This window comes from Mycobacterium gordonae (assembly GCF_001417955.2).
Lineage (GTDB): Bacteria > Actinomycetota > Actinomycetes > Mycobacteriales > Mycobacteriaceae > Mycobacterium > Mycobacterium gordonae_B.
In genome coordinates, this window is sequence record NZ_LKTM01000090.1 from 1 (window position 1) to 17,214 (window position 17,214).

A 17,214-nucleotide genomic window follows, 5' to 3' on the forward strand; every position below is an offset into this window, starting at 1 on the left:
CACCGTTGCCCCACAACAGACCACCGGAGCCGCCGGCCTGCCCGGTACCCGCGGCGCCGTCGGCGCCGTTACCGATCAGCGGACGCCCGAGCAAAGCCTGGCTGGGTGCGTTCACGAGGTCCAGCGCAGTGAACGCCTCAGCCGCCGCGTACGACCGCGCGCCTGAGGTGAGTGTCTGCACAAATCGCTCGTGGAACTCGGCCACCTGCGTGTTGAGCGCCTGGTACTCCCGGGCGTGGGTGCCGAAGAACGCCGCGATCGCGCTTGAAACCTCGTCGGCACCCGCGGCCAGCACGACCGAGGTCGAACCCGCGGCCACCGCGTTCGCCGCGTTGACCGAGGCGCCGATACGGGCTAGATCCGCGGCCGCGGCCTCAGCCATCTGTGGTGCAATCCGCACGAAAGACATCGCGACCTCCCAGCAGCCCATTGCGGTGCAATACCGTCGCCGCGATCCTGACCAGGGAAAATACCGAAGTCAACGCCCTGAGGATAAGTAAGACCGGCTACTGGGGACCCGGTCGTGCGGTTGTCTCACCGCGCGAGTTTTACGTGCGGTTATCCGGTTTGTGGACCTTGCGGGCGTCTCACGGCGCGACACATTGATCGGCGACCCGAGCGCCGGAATCCGATTGATATGGGGAATTCAGGGCAACAGCGTCAGCACGGTCCAAGCTGCCACCGCGGACGGCAGAATGCCGTCCAGTCGGTCCATCAGACCGCCGTGGCCGGGCAGCAACCGGCCCATGTCCTTGATCCCCAGATCTCGTTTCACCTGGGATTCGATCAGGTCGCCCAGCGTGGTTGTGAGCACGAACAGCAAACCCAACAGCGCGCCGACCCACCACAATTTGCCGGCCAGGAAGGTTGCCGTCAGGATCGTCGCGGTGATGCCGAAGACCAGCGATCCGCCGAACCCTTCCCAGGACTTCTTCGGGCTGATCATCGGAACCATGGGGTGCTTGCCGAACAAGGCCCCTACGGCGTACCCGCCGGTGTCCGAACACACGACGGCGATCATCATGCAGAACACCCATCCCGGGCCGTGCTTGGGGTCGTAGACGAGCATCGCCGCGAACGACGCGAACAGCGGAACCCAGACGCACAGAAAAACGGTGGCCGAGACGTCGCGCAGGTAGTTCCTCGCCGGCGGCACACCGTCGGCGCCTGCTGACTGATCCTCGCCGGCCGGCTTCTCCTGCATGAAAAGCCGCCAGATCATGCAGACCACGACCATGCCCCCGAAGCCGGCCAGCGCCCCGACGGCACGATACGGCCAGGTCAGCCAGACGGTCGCCTGCCCGCCGATCAACAGCGGAATGACTGGAATCAGATACCCGGACTCGCGCAGCCGCCGCACCACCTCGTGGCTGGCCACCACGGTGGCCAGGGCGCAGTACACCACCCAGACGTGCGGAAACCACAGCAGCGTCGCGATGAGGACGGCGCCGATGCTGGCACCCACCGCGATCGCCGCCGGCAGATCGCGCCCGGCTCTGGACGACTTCTTCACCGGTTGAATGGAGACGTCACCCGGTTCTTCGGACGGGCTGCCGGCATCGGTGGTGGCCACGGACTTCACGGGACTGGCTGCGGGTCGGTCGCTAGACCTCCAGCAGCTCGCCTTCTTTGTGTTTCACCAAGTCGTCGATCTGGGCGACGTACTGGTGGGTGGCCTTCTCCAGGTCTTTCTCCGCACGCCCGACCTCGTCCTCGCCGGCCTCGCCGTCTTTGCGGATGCGGTGCAACTCCTCCATCGCCTTGCGGCGGATGTTGCGCACCGACACCCGGGCGTCCTCGCCCTTGGCCTTGGCCTGCTTCACCAGCTCGCGGCGACGCTCCTCGGTCAGCTGCGGTATGGCGACCCGGATGATCGTGCCGTCGTTGGTGGGGTTCACTCCCAGGTCGGAGTTGCGGATCGCGGCCTCGATGGCATTCAACTGGCCGGCCTCGTACGGCTTGATGACCACCATCCGCGCCTCGGGGACGTTGATGCTGGCCATCTGGGTGATCGGGGTCATCGCGCCGTAGTAGTCGATGGCGATGCGGGAGAACATGCCGGGGTTGGCACGACCGGTCCGGATGGTGGACAGGTCGTCCCGGGCCACCGATACGGCCTTTTCCATCTTCTCCTCGGCATCGAAGAGAGCCTCGTCAATCACGTGCGCCGCTCCTGTCTTGGGCATACACCCACATCGCTGCGTCCTTCCCGTCAGGTGGTGACCAGCGTCCCGATTTTCTCACCTGCCACCGCCCGCGCGATATTGCCGTCGGTCAGTAAGTTGAACACCAGGATCGGCATGCCATTGTCCATACAGAGACTGAAGGCGGTGGCATCGGCCACCCGCAGGCCGCGGTCGATCACTTCCCGGTGGCTGATGGCGGTCAGCAACTCGGCGTCCGGATTCTCCCGCGGGTCCTCGGCGAACACGCCGTCGACCGCCTTGGCCATCAGCACCACGTCCGCACCGATCTCCAGCGCCCGCTGCGCGGCCGTGGTGTCGGTGGAGAAGTAGGGCAGTCCCATACCGGCGCCGAAGATCACGACGCGGCCCTTCTCCAGGTGGCGCACCGCCCGCAGCGGCAGGTACGGCTCGGCCACCTGACCCATCGTGATCGCGGTCTGAACGCGGGTGGCGATGCCTTCCTTCTCCAGGAAGTCCTGCAGCGCAAGGCTGTTCATCACGGTTCCGAGCATGCCCATGTAGTCCGACCGGGTGCGCTCCATGCCGCGCTGTTGCAGCTGTGCACCGCGGAAGAAGTTGCCGCCGCCGATCACCACCGCGACCTGAACGCCGCTGCGGACCACCTCGGCGATCTGCCGGGCTACCAGCGCGACGACATCGGGATCCAACCCGACCTGCCCTCCACCGAACATCTCGCCGCCGAGCTTGAGCAGCACGCGTGAGTACTTCGACGACGAGCCGTTGGCGCTGGTCCTCGGGGCCGCCGAGCCGGCGGCTTGGGGCTCCCTGGACTCCGTCATCAGTCTCCTCGCATGAGAGTGCCATCCCGGTGACCACCCCGGAACGGCGTCTCTCATCCTGCCTCATTGTCCCGCTTCAGCGTGGGCGGGGTGCACAAACCGACCGCTCATGTTTGACCGCCGGACGGTTCGGGAATCCGCAGCACGCGGCGATGAACGAGGTCTTGAGAAGAAGGACCCGCATCGCCATGAAGCCGGCCGGTCGTTTCTTCGATCGGTGAATTCACCGCTGTACACCAACCGTCGCCGACGCGGCGACCAATGAGAGGAACACCATGGCGGACAGCAACTCGGGCCCGGCCGAAGCGGTCAAGGGCATCGTCGAAGACGTCAAGGGCAAGGCCAAGGAGGCCATCGGCACCGTCACCGGTCGCGGTGACCTGGTCAACGAGGGCGAAGCGCAGCAGGACAAGGCGGAGGCCCAGCGCGACGCGGCGAAGAAGGAAGCCCAGGCAGAGGCCGCTCGCGGTGCCGCCGAGGTGGCCGAGGCGCGCCAGAAGTCCAATCAGTAGAGCTTGTCTCAAGGATGGGCCCGGTCTTGTGTGTACACGGACCGGGCCCATCGAACTTTGCGGGGAACTCGCCGTTTCGCGATACCAGCGGTATCAAAAATGGAATAATCGCACGCTGAACGGGGTATTCGACCCTCCGTCGGGTCACATCTCCACCGGAGGTGACGAACGAGCCGGGGTCGGGGGAAAGTCGGTGCACATGTTGGCACCACCCTCAGAAGGTTGGGAGATGGCGGTTGGACGTTCTGCTGCTTACCAATCAGCCCGACTTCCAGTCCGCGCTGCCCGACCTGGACACCTTCGCCCTGACCGTTCGCGCAGCACCCTTGGGCGAGGGCGAGATCACCCTGACCGACGACGCGGATGTCGCGATCATCGATGCCCGTGACGACCTGATCGCCGCCCGTTCGGCCTGTCGGCACCTGACGGCCAACCAACCGGCGCTGGCCGTCGTGGCCGTGGTCGCACCGGCCGACTTCGTCGAGGTGGACGTCGACTGGAACTTCGACGACGTGCTGCTACCTGCTGCCGGGGCCGCCGAGTTGCAGGCGCGGCTTCGCCTGGCCATCACGAGACGGCGCAAAGCCATCGGCGGCACGCTGCAGTTCGGCGACCTGATCCTGCATCCGGCCAGCTACACCGTGTCCCTGAACGGCAAGGATCTGGGTCTCACGCTCACCGAGTTCAGGTTGCTGAATTTCCTCGTGCAGCATGCCGGCCGGGCGTTCAGCCGGACCCGCCTGATGCATGAGGTCTGGGGCTATGAAAGCAATGGCAGGGTGCGCACGGTGGATGTGCATGTGCGACGGCTGCGCGCCAAGCTGGGCACCGAGCACGAGTCGATGGTCGACACCGTCCGAGGCGTGGGGTACATGGCGGTGTCGCCGCCGCAGCCGCGGTGGATCGTCGGCGAGCCGGTGCTCAATCCGGTGTGGTCCGGACTCGACCGCGACTCGATCGCCCAGTAATTCCTCAGCCGAACACCGGGAGGGCCCGCTTGCGGGCCAGCGCGTCCATTCCCCGCTGGATGCTGTCCTCGACCTCGCGATACTTGGCGTCGACGTAGTCTTCGTCCTCGGCGCGCTCGGGGTCGTGATCCAGTTCGATCGGCGGCATGAATCGGGTCCTGATCTTGGCGGGCAACGGCAACTGCGGCAGCGCGGCCGGTGCGATACCCCAGGGCAGTGAGATCGCCACCGGGAACACCTTGAGCCGGAGTAGCTTGTCCAGCCGCAACATTCGCGACAGCCGGTCGCCCCGGATCAGCACCGGCATGGCGTCGGCCCCACCGACGGTGGCGATCGGCACGATGGGCACTCCGGCGCGGATCGCCATCTTCACAAACCCCTTGCGGCCGGCCAGATTAGCGCAGTCGCGCTCCGCCCACGGCCGCAACGAGTCCACTTCTCCCCCGGGCCACAACGCCACATCGCGTCCCTCGGCCAGTGCGGTGGCGATCGCATCCGGTGCGGCGGGCAGCACCCCCATGGAGCGGAAGTACCGTCCGATGCCCGGAATGGCCATCAGCGCGTCGTGCGCGGTGCCGTGCAACGGGCGTTCTGGGCCGAACCGTCGCCACCATTGCAGGCCGACGGTCCATGCGTCCCAGACGAACGGGGCACCCGAATGAATTCCGATCAGCAGCACCGGTGCCTGTCCGACGTTTTCCCAGCCGTCGATCTCCATGCGAAACCAGTAGTCCACCAGCGCGTTCCAGAAGAACTTCTGCCGGTGCATGGTGGCTTCGTCCTGGCCCTCGAGATCCCAGTCGCCGGCACGCTGCGCCACCCAGCCGCTCACTCCGCCGTCCTGCTTGTCGCGTTTCTCCTGCATCGCCTCGCGTGCGTCCTCGGCGAATCGCTGCGCCTGGTCGACAACGTCGCTGGGCCGGTGGTCTGTGCTGTGGGTCATAGCGAGCGCATACCCAGATCGCGTATAGACAACTCATACGGCGCCGGATTGCGCGCCCCAAACAGCAACCTCCCCGCGCCATGGCCGTGACGCGGGGAGGGGGCGATGCTGAACAGCTGTGATTAGCTCTGCTGGACAGGCGCGCTGGGAGCCATACCGGGTGCCGGGTTCGGCTGGCCGGGGTTCGGCTGGCCGGGCATGGTGTTCGGCTGGCCGGGCATGGTGTTCGGCTGGCCGGGCATGGTGTTCGGCTGGCCGGGCATGGTGTTGGGCTGCTGACCCGGAATCGAGTTCGGAGCCGGGGCACCCGCCGGGTTGGTGTCCCACACCAGCACGTCCTGCATGCCGTCGTTGTAGACGACCTCGGTCGGCGCCGCACCCGTCACGTCGAAGTAGACCTTGCCGGTGGAGGTGCCGCCCTGGGTGATCGGGGCGGGGCTGAGGCCCTGCGGGGTGGCCGGCGCGCTGATCACGCGGTAGGTCTGCTCCCCGGCGCGGGCGTTGAAGTTGGACACGACGGGTGTCACCACGCCGCTGTTCGCACGGGCGTTGATGTCGGCCTGCCACAGCTGACCCTGCGGGATGTAACCGGGGATGGTCACGCCGGCGGGCTGCAGGTTGCTGACGGTGTAGTCAGTGACCAGCGGGCCGTCGACCAGGGTCTGGGGGGTACCGAGTCCCTCGGGCACACCGGGGGTGGCCGAGGCGGCCGCGGCACCGAACAGGCTTACCGCCGCTATTCCCGCGGCAGCGATTGCAGTCTTAGCAGTGGTGGTGGTGAACTTCACGCTGAATCCTCTCGTTGGTGTCGTTCGAAGCGGCGGGCGCCCTGCGTTGGGCACTCAACCGCACTCCGGTCGCATTGCCGGTGATACGCGGGCTCAAACACCTCGCATCACGTAAATCGTGCCGAGCGGCCTTTCTAGCTGGGCAAACAGCGCAAATTTGATATGGGCCACACTTCCTGCCGGGCCCACTCGCGTAACTCCAGTCACCCATTTGCCGACACGCAATTCGACATGCGGTTGCGCAATTGGCGAAATAATGCGCATTTGTCGCCGGGCTTTCCGCTGGACCGCGTGTATGTCAATATCCCTGATATGGGTTCGGTCCAGGACGCGCCGCTGGGATATCTGCTGTACCGGGTGACGGTTGCGCTGCGGCCCGAGGTGGCTGCGGCGCTGAGCCCGCTCGGGCTCACACTGCCGGAATTCGTGTGCCTGCGCATTTTGTCCATGACGCCGGGTCTGTCGAGCGCCGAACTCGCCCGCCACGCCGGTGTGACGCCCCAGGCCATGAATACGGTGCTGCGCAAACTCGAGGACCTCGGCGCGGTGGCGCGACCGGCGTCGGTGTCCTCGGGCCGTGCCTTGCCGGCGTCGCTGACCGGCGCCGGGCAGGAATTGCTGCAGCGGGCCGAGGCCGTGGTGCACGCCGCGGACGCCCGCATCCTGGGCAGGCTTACCGAGAGTCAGCAGCGCGAGTTCAAAAGCATGCTGGAGCAACTCGGAGCCGACTGAGCTAGTGGTGAATCCGGGCCCACGGCCGGGCCTCTTCAAGCTCGTAGGCCAATTCCAGGAGCCATGCCTCGCGCCCGGTGTCGGCCGCCAGCATCATGCCCACCGGCAGACCGTCGGCGGACTCAGCCAGCGGCAACGAGATCGCGGGTTCACCGGTCACATTCTGTAGCGGCGTGAACGCGACCCAGTTGATCAGCCGATCGATGACCTGGTCATAGTCGGTGGGCGCCAGGTAACCGACCGAGGGTGTCTCCTCGGCGAGCGTCGGAGTGAGCAGCACGTCGTAGTCGCCGAAGAAGCGGGCACTGCGGCGCCTGAGCCCGCGCAGCCGCGCGATGGCCAGTGGAAGCCGGTGGATGTTGCGCCGGGTATGGCGCGCCAGTCCCAGCGTCAGGTTGTCCAGCCTGGTGCGGTCGAAGCTGTCGCCGAACAGGCGGCGGCCGGTGCCGACCTGGGCGAAGGCAAGGAAACCCCAGTACAGGACGAAGTCGTCGACGAAGCTGGCCGGCACCCAGTCGTTGTCGATGTACTCGACGTGGTGTCCCAGCTCCTCCAGCAGTGCGGCCGACTTCAGGGTCGCGTCCTTGACCTCGGGACTCGCCTCTCTCAGGACCGAGCTGGTCACCGCGGCGATCTTCAGCCGCCGCGTGCCCGGTCCCGTCACATCGCCGATCGGCGGCAGCTTGGGGTTGCGCCACAGCCGCTCGGCCTCGCGGTAGAAGGCCGCGGTGTCCCGCACCGAGCGGGTGAGCACGCCGTTGGCGACGATGCCCACCGGCAGGCGCCGATACTGCGGGTCCAGGGGCATCCGTCCGCGGGACGGCTTGAGGCCCACCAGCCCGTTGCACGCCGCGGGAATCCGGATGGACCCGCCGCCGTCGTTGGCATGCGCGATGGGCACCACGCCCGCGGCGACGAACGCCCCCGAACCCGAGGACGACGCGCCGGCGGTGTGGTCGGTGTTCCACGGGTTGCGGACCGGTCCCAGCCGCGGATGTTCGGCCGCCGCGCTGAACCCGAATTCCGACAGCTGGGTCTTGCCGACCGAGATCAGCCCGGTGTTGAGCACCACCCTGGTGACAGCGCTGTCAGCTCGCGCGGGGCGCGGCTGCCATGCGTCGGTGCCGCTCATCGTCGGCTGTCCGGCGACGTCGATGTTGTCCTTGATCAACGTCGGCACTCCGGCGAAGTAGCCTTCGCCGGAGCGTCCGGTTGCCGCCCTGGCCTCGTCGAATGCCCGGAAGGCCAGGGCGTTCAACTCGGGGTTTACGGCCTCCGCGCGCGCGATGGCGGCCTCGACGGCTTCGGCCCGGTCCACGCGGCCGCTCCGGATCGCGTCGGCGAGGCCGACAGCGTCCAGGTCGCCGAGCGCGTCGTCGCCGAAAGCGTGTACCCGGGCCATGTGTCGGGCTAGGCCTGACCCACCTCGAAGCGCACGAACCGCGTCACCGTGACGCCCGCCTCGTCGAGCAGCGCCTTGACCGACTTCTTGCTGTCGGACACCGACGGCTGCTCGAGCAGCACCGAGTCCTTGAAGAAGCCGTTGAGGCGGCCCTCGACGATCTTGGGCAGCGCCTGCTCCGGCTTGCCCTCGGCCTTGGCGGTCTCCTCGGCGATGCGACGCTCGCTGGCCACCACGTCCTCGGGGACGTCGTCGCGCGACAGGTAGCGCGCCTTGAGCGCGGCGATCTGCAGCGCGACCGAGTGGGCGGCGTCGTTGTCGGTGCCCTCGAACTCGACCAGCACGCCGACGGCCGGCGGCAGGTCGGCGGCGCGCTTGTGCAGGTAGGTTTCGACGTTTCCGTCGAAGTACTGCACCCGGCGCAGCTCCAGCTTCTCGCCGATCTTGGCCGACAGCTCAGCGATGGCCTGCTCGACGGTCTTGTCGCCGATGCTGGCTGCTTTGAGGCTCTCGACGTCGGCGGCCTTGGACTCCAGAGCGGCGTTGACGACCTGGTCGGCCAGTGCCTGGAACTCCGCGTTCTTGGCGACGAAGTCGGTCTCGGAGTTCAGCTCGATCAGCGCACCCTGCTTGGCGGCGACCAGACCTTCGGCCGTCGCGCGCTCGGCGCGCTTGCCGACGTCCTTGGCGCCCTTGATCCGCAGCGCCTCGACCGCCTTATCGAAGTCGCCGTCCGAGTCGGCCAGCGCGTTCTTGCAGTCGAGCATTCCAGCACCGGTCAGCTCCCGAAGTCGTTTGACGTCGGCAGCGGTGAAATTCGCCAATGCTCAGCCTTTCTTAGGATGCGTCTGTAGTGGGTTCGGGGGTGCCGGCCGCTTCGGTCGCGGCGGTGGCGGCAGCGCCGGCGAGCAGCTCCTGCTCCCACTCCGGCAACGGTTCCGCCGCTTCGGCCTCCGGCTTGCCGTCGCCGCGGCCCAGCCCGGCGCGGGCCTGCAGGCCCTCGGCGACCGCGGAGGCGATCACCTTGGTCAGCAGGGCGGCCGAGCGGATCGCGTCGTCGTTACCCGGGATCGGGTAGTCGACCTCGTCGGGGTCGCAGTTGGTGTCCAGGATCGCGATGACCGGGATACCCAGCTTGCGTGCCTCGCCGACGGCGATGTGCTCCTTGTTGGTGTCGACGACCCAGATCGCCGACGGCACCTTGGCCATGTCGCGGATACCACCGAGGCTGCGTTCCAGCTTGTTCTTCTCGCGGGTCAGCATCAGGATTTCTTTCTTGGTGCGACCCTCGAAGCCACCGGTCTGCTCCATCGCCTCGAGTTCCTTGAGGCGCTGCAGCCGCTTGTGCACGGTGGAGAAGTTGGTGAGCATGCCGCCCAGCCAGCGCTGGTTCACGTAGGGCATGCCGACGCGGGTCGCCTCGGCCGCGACGGACTCCTGCGCCTGCTTCTTGGTTCCGACGAACATGACGCTGCCCCCGTGGGCGACGGTCTCTTTGACGAACTCGTACGCCTTGTCGATGTAGGTCAGCGTCTGCTGCAGGTCGATGATGTAGATGCCGTTGCGGTCGGTGAAGATGAACCGCTTCATCTTGGGATTCCAGCGACGGGTCTGGTGCCCGAAGTGGGTGCCGCTGTCAAGCAGCTGTTTCATGGTCACAACAGCCATGGCAATGCCCAGCTTTCAATGTCGGTTGTCGCCCGGAATCGGTTGAGCCCGGGCCCTGGCGTCTGCTGCGTTGCCGAACCCGCGTCCGGTTTTGGACCGGGCTACGGGACCGCTCGGCATGCTGGTGCGGGTCCCTCAAGTACCGGGCCGCGATGCAGGCGCGCGAAGTCAGCCCGCTTTCACGAGCTGCGTTGTGGAGTTTACACCGTTGCGGTGGGTGCTTTTTCCCGCTGCCCACAGGGGGCTCGACCCGTCCACAGTGCCCGGCCGGGCGACTGGCCGGCGCCGGGTGCCGGCGGTGCGATACGCGGGTGCGATGGCTCTTTCTGGTCCTGGCCCTGTTGTGGGTGCTGCACAACGCGCCCCCGGCCGACGCCTCCGGCGGGCGGTTGCAGTGGCCGCTGCGTCCTGCGCCGGCGGTGTTGCGGGCTTTCGACGCGCCGTCGCCCAACTGGCAGGCCGGGCACCGCGGCGTGGACCTGGCGGGCTCTCCGGGCCAGCCGGTGTACGCGGCGGCGGATGCGACGGTGGTGTTCGCCGGCCTGCTGGCCGGCCTGCCGGTGGTGTCGCTGGCGCACCCCGGCGGCCTGCACACCAGCTACCAGCCGGTGCGCGCGAGGGTGCGGGCCGGTCAGGCGGTGGCATCCGGGACGGTCATCGGTGAGCTGCTGGCCGGGCACGCCGGCTGCCCGATAGCGGCGTGTCTGCACTGGGGCGCAATGTGGGGTCCGGCGTCGCGCGCCGACTACGTCGACCCGCTGGGACTGTTGGCGACCACGCCGGTGCGGCTCAAGCCCCTGACGGGTCAGGCCCGCGGGTGCGCCTGGTCATGCACCGACCGCAGCCGGGCGACCGCGACGTGGGTGTAGAGCTGCGTGGTGGCCAGGCTGGAATGACCGAGCAATTCCTGGACCACCCGCAGGTCCGCTCCCCCTTCGAGCAGGTGGGTGGCCGCGCTGTGCCGCAGCCCGTGCGGACCCATGTCCGGTGCGCCGTCCACCGCGGCGACGGTCTGGTGCACCACCGTGCGCGCCTGCCGAACGTCGAGCCGGCGGCCGCGGGCGCCCAGCAGCAGCGCGGGGCCCGATTCGGCGGTGGCCAGCGCCGGACGCCCGTCGCACAGCCAGGCCCGCAGCGCCTCGGCGGCGGGCTGCCCGAACGGCGCGGTGCGCTGCTTGTTGCCCTTTCCGAGCACCCGCACCACCCGGTGCGCGGTGTCGACGTCGTCGACGTCCAGGCCGCACAGTTCGCTGACCCGGATTCCGGTGGCGTACAGCAGTTCCACGATCAGGCGGTCGCGCAGGGCCAGCGGATCGCCCTGTTCTGCTCCGGATTTGGCGGCCGTCATGGCGGCCAGCGCCTGATCCTGGCGCAGCACCGACGGCAGCGTGCGGTGGGCTTTGGGCACTTGCAGCCGGGCGGCGGGATCGGTGGTGAGCAGGCCGCGGCGCAGCGCCCACGCCGTGAAGGCCTTCACCGAGGAGGTGCGGCGGGCCAGGGTCGTGCGGGCCGCCCCCGCGCCGGCGGCGCTGGCCAGCCAGGACCGCAGCACCGGCAGACTCAGCGTCTGCAGGTCCGATCCGCGCTCGGCCAGAAAATCGAACAGTGACCGCAGATCGCCGAGGTAGGCGCGGCGGGTGTGCGCCGAACGGCCGCACTGCAGCTCCAGGTATTCGTCGAATTCGTCGAGGACCGCCTGCACTCTCCCACGCTGACAGATGCGGTGCGGTCTTTCAGATGACGCGCCGCAGCGTGTCCGGGGTGAGATCTTTGAGCGCCGGATAGCCGTCGACGGCCATGGTCAGGTCGGCCTCGGCGAGCAGCATGCGCAGCACGTGGACGACGCCGTCGACCCCGCCCAGAGCCATTCCGTAGGCGTAGGGCCGGCCGACGCCGACCGCGGTGGCGCCCATGGCCAGCGCCTTGACGACGTCGGCGCCACTGCGGATACCGGAGTCGAAGAGCACCGGCAGCCCACCGGCCGCCTCCACGACGCCGGGCAGGCAGTCCAGCGCCGGCAGCCCGCCGTTGGCCTGCCGGCCGCCGTGGGTCGAGCAGTAGATGCCGTCGACACCGCCGTCGATGGCGCGCCGGGCGTCGTCGGGGTGGCAGATGCCCTTGATGATCATCGGCAGGTCGGTCAGCGACCGCAGCCAGGTGAGGTCGTCCCAGCTCAGCGGATTGCCGAAAGTCTGCGCCCAGGCCAGCACAGTGCCCTGCGGGTCTTCTTCCGGCGGCCGTTGCAGGCCGGCGCGGAACACCGGGTCGCTGGTGTAGTTGCTCAGGCAGTGGCCACGCAGTTGGGGGAAGTTGGCCGTGGTGAGGTCGCGCGGGCGCCAGCCGGGGATCCAGGTGTCCAGCGTGACAATGATGGCCTGGTAGCCGGCGGCTTCGGCGCGCTGCACGAGGCTCGCGGCGAGGTCCCGGTCCTTGGGTGTGTAGAGCTGGAAGAACCCGGGGGTGTCACCGAACTGCGCGGCGACGTCCTCCAGCGGGTCGGCGGTCAGGGTCGAGACGACCATCGGCACACCGGTACGGGCCGCCGCGCGTGCGGTCGCCAGGTCGCCGTGGCCGTCTTGGGCGCACAGGCCGATGACTCCGATCGGCGCCATGAACAGCGGCGAGGGCAGCGTCAGGCCGAACATCTGCACCGACAGGTCGCGTTCGGCGGCACCGACGAACATGCGGGGCATCAGGCCCCAGTGGTCGAAGGCCTCGCGATTGGCGCGCTGGGTGCGCTCGTCGCCGGCTCCCCCGGTGACGTAGGACCAGACCGACGGCGGCATCGCCATCTCGGCCCTGGCCTCCAACTCGGCGAAGGACATCGGAAGCGAGGGCGCAACCCCGGCCAGGCCCTGGAAATAGATTTCGAGCTGATAGTCGCCGAATGCCATGACTTAGAGAATGCCAGCCGACGGTATCCGCGGGCGCTACCGCTCCGGGGATTCCGCCTCGGCCAGTTCCTTCTTCCACTGCCGGAACGTCTCTTCGGTGCGGCCGCGCCGCCAGTACCCGGAGATCGACGCCGCCCACTGGGCGTCGACGCCGCGCTCCTTGCGGATGTAGGGCCGCAGGTTGTGCATGACGGCCTGCGCCTCGCCGTGGATGAAGACGTGGACCTGGCCGGGCAGCCAGCGGGCGGTGGTGACCGCCTCGATCAGCGGCGCGTGGTCACCGGCGCGCTCTTCGGGCACCAGGTCCGCCCGCCCGCCGCGGTACACCCAGTTGACCTCGACGCCGTCGGGGGCGGTCAGCGGTATCTCGTCGTCGGGACCCGCCACCTCGATGAATGCCATCCCGACCGCGGAGTCGGGCAGCGCTTCCAGGGCGGCCGCGATGGCCGGCAGCGCGGCCTCGTCGCCGGCGAGCAGATGCCAGTCGGCGGCCGGGTCGGGGCTGTAGGCGCCGCTGGGTCCCATCAGATAGATCGGCTGGCCCGGCTGGGCGGTGGCGGCCCACTGCCCCGCGACCCCGTGCTCGCCGTGCACGGCGATATCCACCGTGATCTGGCCGGCGTCCTCGTCGACGCGGCGAACGGTGATGGTGCGCACCGGCGGGCGCTTTTCCGGCGGCAGCTCGGCGAAGCTGTCGATCGTCAGCGGCTGCGGCAGTGCGGCTACGTCGACGTCCTGGGAGACGAACACCAACTTGACGTAGGAATCGGTGAACTTGCTCGGCACGAACGTGTCGAAGTTGTTGCTGCCCAGCACAACCCGCATCATGTGCGGAGTGAGCTGCTCGGTACTGACCACTTCAAAAGCCTGTACAGGCCGGCCTGCCACTGATCCTCCTGTCGTGATCTGACCCCACGTCGACTATACGAGTCGAGCCTGGCCTCGCCGTTTCCGCACGATCCGCCAGCAACCGTCGCGACACTCGACCAGGCCCGTCAATTCCAGCAATGCCAGCGGCCCCAGCACGTGTTCCGGGGGTAGGCCGGCGGCAACGGCGATCTGGTCGACCGCGGCCGCGCCCCGGCCGGGCAACGCCTCGTAGACCCGCCGCTCGGCCTCGTCCAACCCGTCCAGGGCTGTGGTTGGCCGCGGCTCGTCGGGCGCGAACTCGCCGATGCGGCCGACCAACTCAACGATCTCTTCGTAGCGGGTGACCAGCTCCGCGCCGTTGCGCAGCAGCACATGACAACCCGCCGACGCCGACGACGTCACCGGCCCGGGCACCGCCGCCACGACCCGGCCCAGCGATCGCGCCCAGGCGGCGGTGTTGGCGGCTCCACTGCGCAACCCCGCCTCCACCACCACCGCCGCGCCGGACAGCGCTGCCACCAGGCGGTTGCGGGTCAGAAACCGGAATCGCGCCGGGCGCACGCCCGGCGGGTATTCGGTGCACACCAGACCGTGTTGGCCGATGCGGTGCAGCAGCGCGGAATGCCCCGCCGGGTAGGGAACGTCGAGCCCGCAGGCCAGCACCGCGACGGTGACTCCGTCCGCGGCCAGCGCCGCGCGGTGAGCAGCCCCGTCGATGCCGTAGGCGCCCCCGGACACCACCGCGACATCATGCTGTGCCAGACCGCTGGCCAGTTCGTCGGCGACATGTTCCCCGTATGCCGTCGCGGCCCGGGTACCCACCAGTGCGGCCGCGCGCGTGCTTACCTCATCCAGGCGCGCGGGGCCGGCGGCCCACAACACCATCGGCATCGTGTTCCTGGACCGGATGCCGTCGAACGCGGCGAACGCGAGCACCGGCCACTCGTCGTCGTCGGGAGTGACCAGCCGGCCGCCACGGCGCAGAATCGCGTCGAGGTCTGTTGCGGCCTGGTCGATTTCGCGCCGCGCCGCGGTGAGCCGGCACAGGTCGTCGTCGACCAGGCCGCGACGGACCCGCTCGGCGGCCTCCTGCGGCCCGACGCCTTGGACCAGGTCGGCCAGCTCGGCGCAGGGCGGCTCGGCCACCCGCGACAGGTATGCCCAGGCCCGCATGGTGGCGTTGTCGTTCATCGCCGTGCTCCCATCTGCCGGAAACTCAGTGCGGTCGCGACCTCGGGCAGCCCGGGTGAGGTACGGCCGGCCAGATCGGACAGGCTCCACGCGACCCGCAGCGTGCGGTCCACCCCCCTGATACTGAGCACTCCGTCGTCCAGGGCCTGGTGCAGCGGCTTCATCGCGGCGCTGCTGGGCCGGAACTTGCGGCGCAGTAACGGCCCGCTGACTTCGGCGTTGGTGCTGAAACCGTGCGGGCGCCACCTTTCGGCGGCCGCGTCCCGCGCCCCCGTCACCCGCTGGCGTACCTGCGCCGTCGACTCCCCTGCGGTGACTCCGAACGCGCCCGCCCGCACCGGATTCATCTGCACACGCAGATCAACCCGGTCCAGCAGCGGACCCGAGAGCTTGCCCAGATAGCGGCGCTTGACCGCTCCTGCGCAGATGCAGTCCTGCGGATCGGCCGGCGCACACGGGCACGGGTTGGCGGCCAGCACCAGCTGGAACCGCGCCGGGTAGCAGGCCACGCCGTCCCGGCGGGCGAGGCGAATCTCGCCGTCTTCCAACGGTGTTCGCAGTGCCTCCAACACGCTGACACTGATTTCCGCGCACTCGTCGAGGAACAGCACGCCGCGGTGTGCGCGGCTGACCGCGCCCGGCCGGGCCATTCCCGAGCCGCCCCCGACCAGTGCCGCGACGGTGGAACTGTGGTGGGGTGCGACAAACGGTGGCCTGCGCAGCAGCGGGGTGTCGGCTGACAGCAACCCCGCTACGGAGTGAATCGCGGTCACTTCCAGCGACTCGGTGTCGGACAGCGGCGGCAACAAGCCTGGAAGCCGTTGCGCGAGCATCGTTTTGCCGACCCCGGGCGGACCGGTGAGCAGCAGGTGATGCGCTCCCGCGGCGGCGACCTCGACGGCGAAGCGGGCCTGCGACTGCCCGACCACATCGGCGAGATCCACCGGTGGCTCGTCGAGGGCGGCCGACGGGGTGATCCGTCGCTCCAATTCCGCCGATCCGCTGAGCCAGCCTCGCAGCTGCCGCAGCGTGCGCACGCCCCAGACATCGATGCCGTCGATCAGACTGGCTTCGGCCAGGTTGTCGGCGGGGACGACGACCGACGGCCAGCCGTCTCGCTTGGCGGCGAGCACCGCGGGCAGTACCCCGCGCACCGGCCGCACCCGGCCGTCCAGGGACAACTCCCCCAACAACACCGCCTTCTCCAGCCGGTCCCAGGGCTTTTTCCGCTGCGCGGACAGCACTGCCGCGGCCAGTGCGATGTCGTAGACCGAGCCCATCTTCGGCAAGGTGGCCGGAGACAGCGCCAGCGTCAGCCGCGCCTGCGGCCAGTCGTTGCCGCAGTTGACGACCGCGGCCCGCACCCGGTCGCGGGACTCCTGCAGCGCCGCGTCAGGCAGTCCCACCAGGTGCACACCCGGCAGCCCCGAAGAGATGTCGGCTTCGATTTCCACGGTTTCGCCGTCCAGTCCTCGCACGCCGACGGAGAACGCACGCCCGAGTGCCATCAGCCGATGCCCTGCAGGTGGGTGAGCTCGGGCACCGGCCGTCGACCGATCCGTATCCCGATCATGTCGATGCGGATCACTGCCCAGCGCTCATCCTGACCGGCCAGCCAGAGCCCGGCCAGCCGACGCAACCGGCGTACCTTTGCTCCGGTCACTGCCTCGGCGAGGCCGCCGTACCCGTCTCCGCTGCGGGTTTTGACCTCGACGAAAACCACCGTGCGGCGGACTCTGTCGCACGCAATCAGGTCCAGTTCGCCGTATCGGCAACGCCAGTTGCGGCCGAGGACGGCCAGCCCGAGCCTGGTCAGATGATCGGCGGCCAGTTGTTCGCCCCACGCTCCCAGCTGGGCCCGCGTCATGGTTTTTTCGGTCGTCATGCCGCCTAAGCTGCCCGGGGGCGACGACACGGGCCGGCACACAACAGGCCCGCAGGCGCAAGGGCCTACCGGTTGTCCACAGTTACGCAGCTATCCCCAAGCAAGCCCCGATCACGCGATGGAGAACTCGAAATCTAGGTCTTCTTGCTCGGGATGACGATGACGACGATCAGCGTGAAGATGCTGAAGAACAACCCCAGGATCCCCCAGAACAGGGCGCTGCGTCCCTTCATCGACGCGACCACGGCGCAGATGACGGCCGCGATGACGCTGCCTATCGCGACGAAGATCCCCTTGATACCGCGCAGGATGAAGCCCGCGGCCTCGGGGTTGCTCTGCGCGGCTAACACCATTTCGTGCAGCATGGCCGTCTCC

The 17,214-nt window shown here is 68.6% G+C and carries 20 protein-coding genes; 4 read left to right on the top strand and 16 right to left on the bottom strand.

The genetic code is table 11. The annotated features are described in order from the left end of the window. The 4 genes from AO501_RS09795 to pyrH all read right to left on the bottom strand — a co-directional run. A partial coding sequence (locus tag AO501_RS09795; RefSeq protein ID WP_156452444.1) for a PE family protein occupies positions 1–409 on the bottom strand: 409 nt, incomplete at its 3' end. A 237-nt stretch (positions 410–646) separates the two neighbouring features. Next, positions 647–1,573 (bottom strand): phosphatidate cytidylyltransferase, encoded by a 927-nt coding sequence (locus AO501_RS09800; RefSeq protein ID WP_055577585.1) that lies wholly within the window; start codon positions 1,571–1,573, stop codon positions 647–649. 31 nt (positions 1,574–1,604) lie between these two features. Continuing rightward, positions 1,605–2,162, bottom strand: coding sequence for a ribosome recycling factor (gene frr / locus AO501_RS09805; RefSeq protein WP_055577586.1), 558 nt, complete (start codon positions 2,160–2,162; stop codon positions 1,605–1,607). 50 nt (positions 2,163–2,212) lie between these two features. After that, complete coding sequence (pyrH, locus tag AO501_RS09810; RefSeq protein ID WP_055577535.1) at positions 2,213–2,986, bottom strand: UMP kinase; 774 nt, start codon at positions 2,984–2,986, stop codon at positions 2,213–2,215. A 275-nt stretch (positions 2,987–3,261) separates the two neighbouring features. Between pyrH and AO501_RS09815 the strand changes: the two genes are divergently transcribed. Together AO501_RS09815 and AO501_RS09820 are read left to right on the top strand one after the other, a co-directional pair. Continuing rightward, the gene (locus tag AO501_RS09815) at positions 3,262–3,498 is read left to right on the top strand and encodes a CsbD family protein (protein ID WP_055577536.1); all 237 of its coding nucleotides are present in this window, start codon (positions 3,262–3,264) and stop codon (positions 3,496–3,498) included. Between the two features lie 236 nt (positions 3,499–3,734). Further along, entirely contained in the window at positions 3,735–4,466 is a 732-nt protein-coding gene (locus AO501_RS09820; RefSeq protein WP_055577537.1) for a winged helix-turn-helix domain-containing protein, read from the top strand. Positions 4,467–4,470: 4 nt separating this feature from the next. Here AO501_RS09820 and AO501_RS09825 read toward each other — a convergent pair whose 3' ends face one another. Together AO501_RS09825 and AO501_RS09830 are read right to left on the bottom strand one after the other, a co-directional pair. Beyond that, on the bottom strand, positions 4,471–5,409 hold the full coding sequence (locus tag AO501_RS09825) for a lysophospholipid acyltransferase family protein (protein WP_055577538.1): 939 nt from the start codon (positions 5,407–5,409) through the stop codon (positions 4,471–4,473). A gap of 122 nt (positions 5,410–5,531) precedes the next feature. Continuing rightward, positions 5,532–6,197, bottom strand: a complete 666-nt coding sequence (locus AO501_RS09830) for an MPT63 family protein (protein ID WP_055577539.1) — start codon at positions 6,195–6,197, stop codon at positions 5,532–5,534. Between the two features lie 312 nt (positions 6,198–6,509). On the opposite strand from AO501_RS09830, the gene AO501_RS09835 reads away from it, so the two are divergent. Beyond that, complete coding sequence (locus tag AO501_RS09835; protein WP_055577587.1) at positions 6,510–6,929, top strand: MarR family winged helix-turn-helix transcriptional regulator; 420 nt, start codon at positions 6,510–6,512, stop codon at positions 6,927–6,929. 1 nt (position 6,930) lies between these two features. On the opposite strand, the gene AO501_RS09840 is transcribed toward AO501_RS09835, so the two are convergent. The 3 genes from AO501_RS09840 to rpsB are packed head-to-tail and all read right to left on the bottom strand — an operon-like array spanning position 6,931 to position 9,999. Beyond that, positions 6,931–8,331, bottom strand: a complete 1,401-nt coding sequence (locus tag AO501_RS09840) for an amidase (protein ID WP_055577540.1) — start codon at positions 8,329–8,331, stop codon at positions 6,931–6,933. 8 nt (positions 8,332–8,339) lie between these two features. Then, positions 8,340–9,155, bottom strand: a complete 816-nt coding sequence (gene tsf / locus AO501_RS09845) for a translation elongation factor Ts (protein WP_055577541.1) — start codon at positions 9,153–9,155, stop codon at positions 8,340–8,342. A 13-nt stretch (positions 9,156–9,168) separates the two neighbouring features. Further along, a complete protein-coding gene (gene rpsB, locus AO501_RS09850; RefSeq protein ID WP_055577542.1) occupies positions 9,169–9,999 on the bottom strand; it encodes a 30S ribosomal protein S2 in 831 nt (276 codons plus the stop codon). A 311-nt stretch (positions 10,000–10,310) separates the two neighbouring features. Between rpsB and AO501_RS09855 the strand changes: the two genes are divergently transcribed. After that, positions 10,311–10,868, top strand: coding sequence for a M23 family metallopeptidase (locus tag AO501_RS09855; RefSeq protein WP_082658521.1), 558 nt, complete (start codon positions 10,311–10,313; stop codon positions 10,866–10,868). On the opposite strand, the gene AO501_RS09860 is transcribed toward AO501_RS09855, so the two are convergent. From AO501_RS09860 to AO501_RS09890, 7 genes are all read right to left on the bottom strand, one after another. Then, entirely contained in the window at positions 10,805–11,701 is an 897-nt protein-coding gene (locus AO501_RS09860) for a tyrosine recombinase XerC (RefSeq protein WP_055577543.1), read from the bottom strand. The genes AO501_RS09855 and AO501_RS09860 overlap by 64 nt on opposite strands. A gap of 31 nt (positions 11,702–11,732) precedes the next feature. Next, positions 11,733–12,893 (bottom strand): lactate 2-monooxygenase, encoded by a 1,161-nt coding sequence (locus AO501_RS09865; protein ID WP_055577544.1) that lies wholly within the window; start codon positions 12,891–12,893, stop codon positions 11,733–11,735. Between the two features lie 36 nt (positions 12,894–12,929). After that, positions 12,930–13,781, bottom strand: coding sequence for a siderophore-interacting protein (locus tag AO501_RS09870; protein ID WP_055577545.1), 852 nt, complete (start codon positions 13,779–13,781; stop codon positions 12,930–12,932). Between the two features lie 33 nt (positions 13,782–13,814). Beyond that, positions 13,815–14,954 (bottom strand): DNA-processing protein DprA, encoded by a 1,140-nt coding sequence (dprA, locus tag AO501_RS09875; protein WP_055577546.1) that lies wholly within the window; start codon positions 14,952–14,954, stop codon positions 13,815–13,817. Further along, positions 14,951–16,462, bottom strand: coding sequence for a YifB family Mg chelatase-like AAA ATPase (locus AO501_RS09880; protein ID WP_055577547.1), 1,512 nt, complete (start codon positions 16,460–16,462; stop codon positions 14,951–14,953). Before AO501_RS09880 ends, dprA begins: the two co-directional genes overlap by 4 nt. Beyond that, the gene (locus AO501_RS09885) at positions 16,462–16,839 is read right to left on the bottom strand and encodes a YraN family protein (RefSeq protein ID WP_055577548.1); all 378 of its coding nucleotides are present in this window, start codon (positions 16,837–16,839) and stop codon (positions 16,462–16,464) included. Before AO501_RS09885 ends, AO501_RS09880 begins: the two co-directional genes overlap by 1 nt. Before the next feature lie 134 nt (positions 16,840–16,973). Then, positions 16,974–17,204: a hypothetical protein gene (locus AO501_RS09890; RefSeq protein WP_055577549.1), complete on the bottom strand. Its 231-nt coding sequence runs from the start codon at positions 17,202–17,204 to the stop codon at positions 16,974–16,976. Between the last annotated feature and the right edge of the window lie 10 nt (positions 17,205–17,214).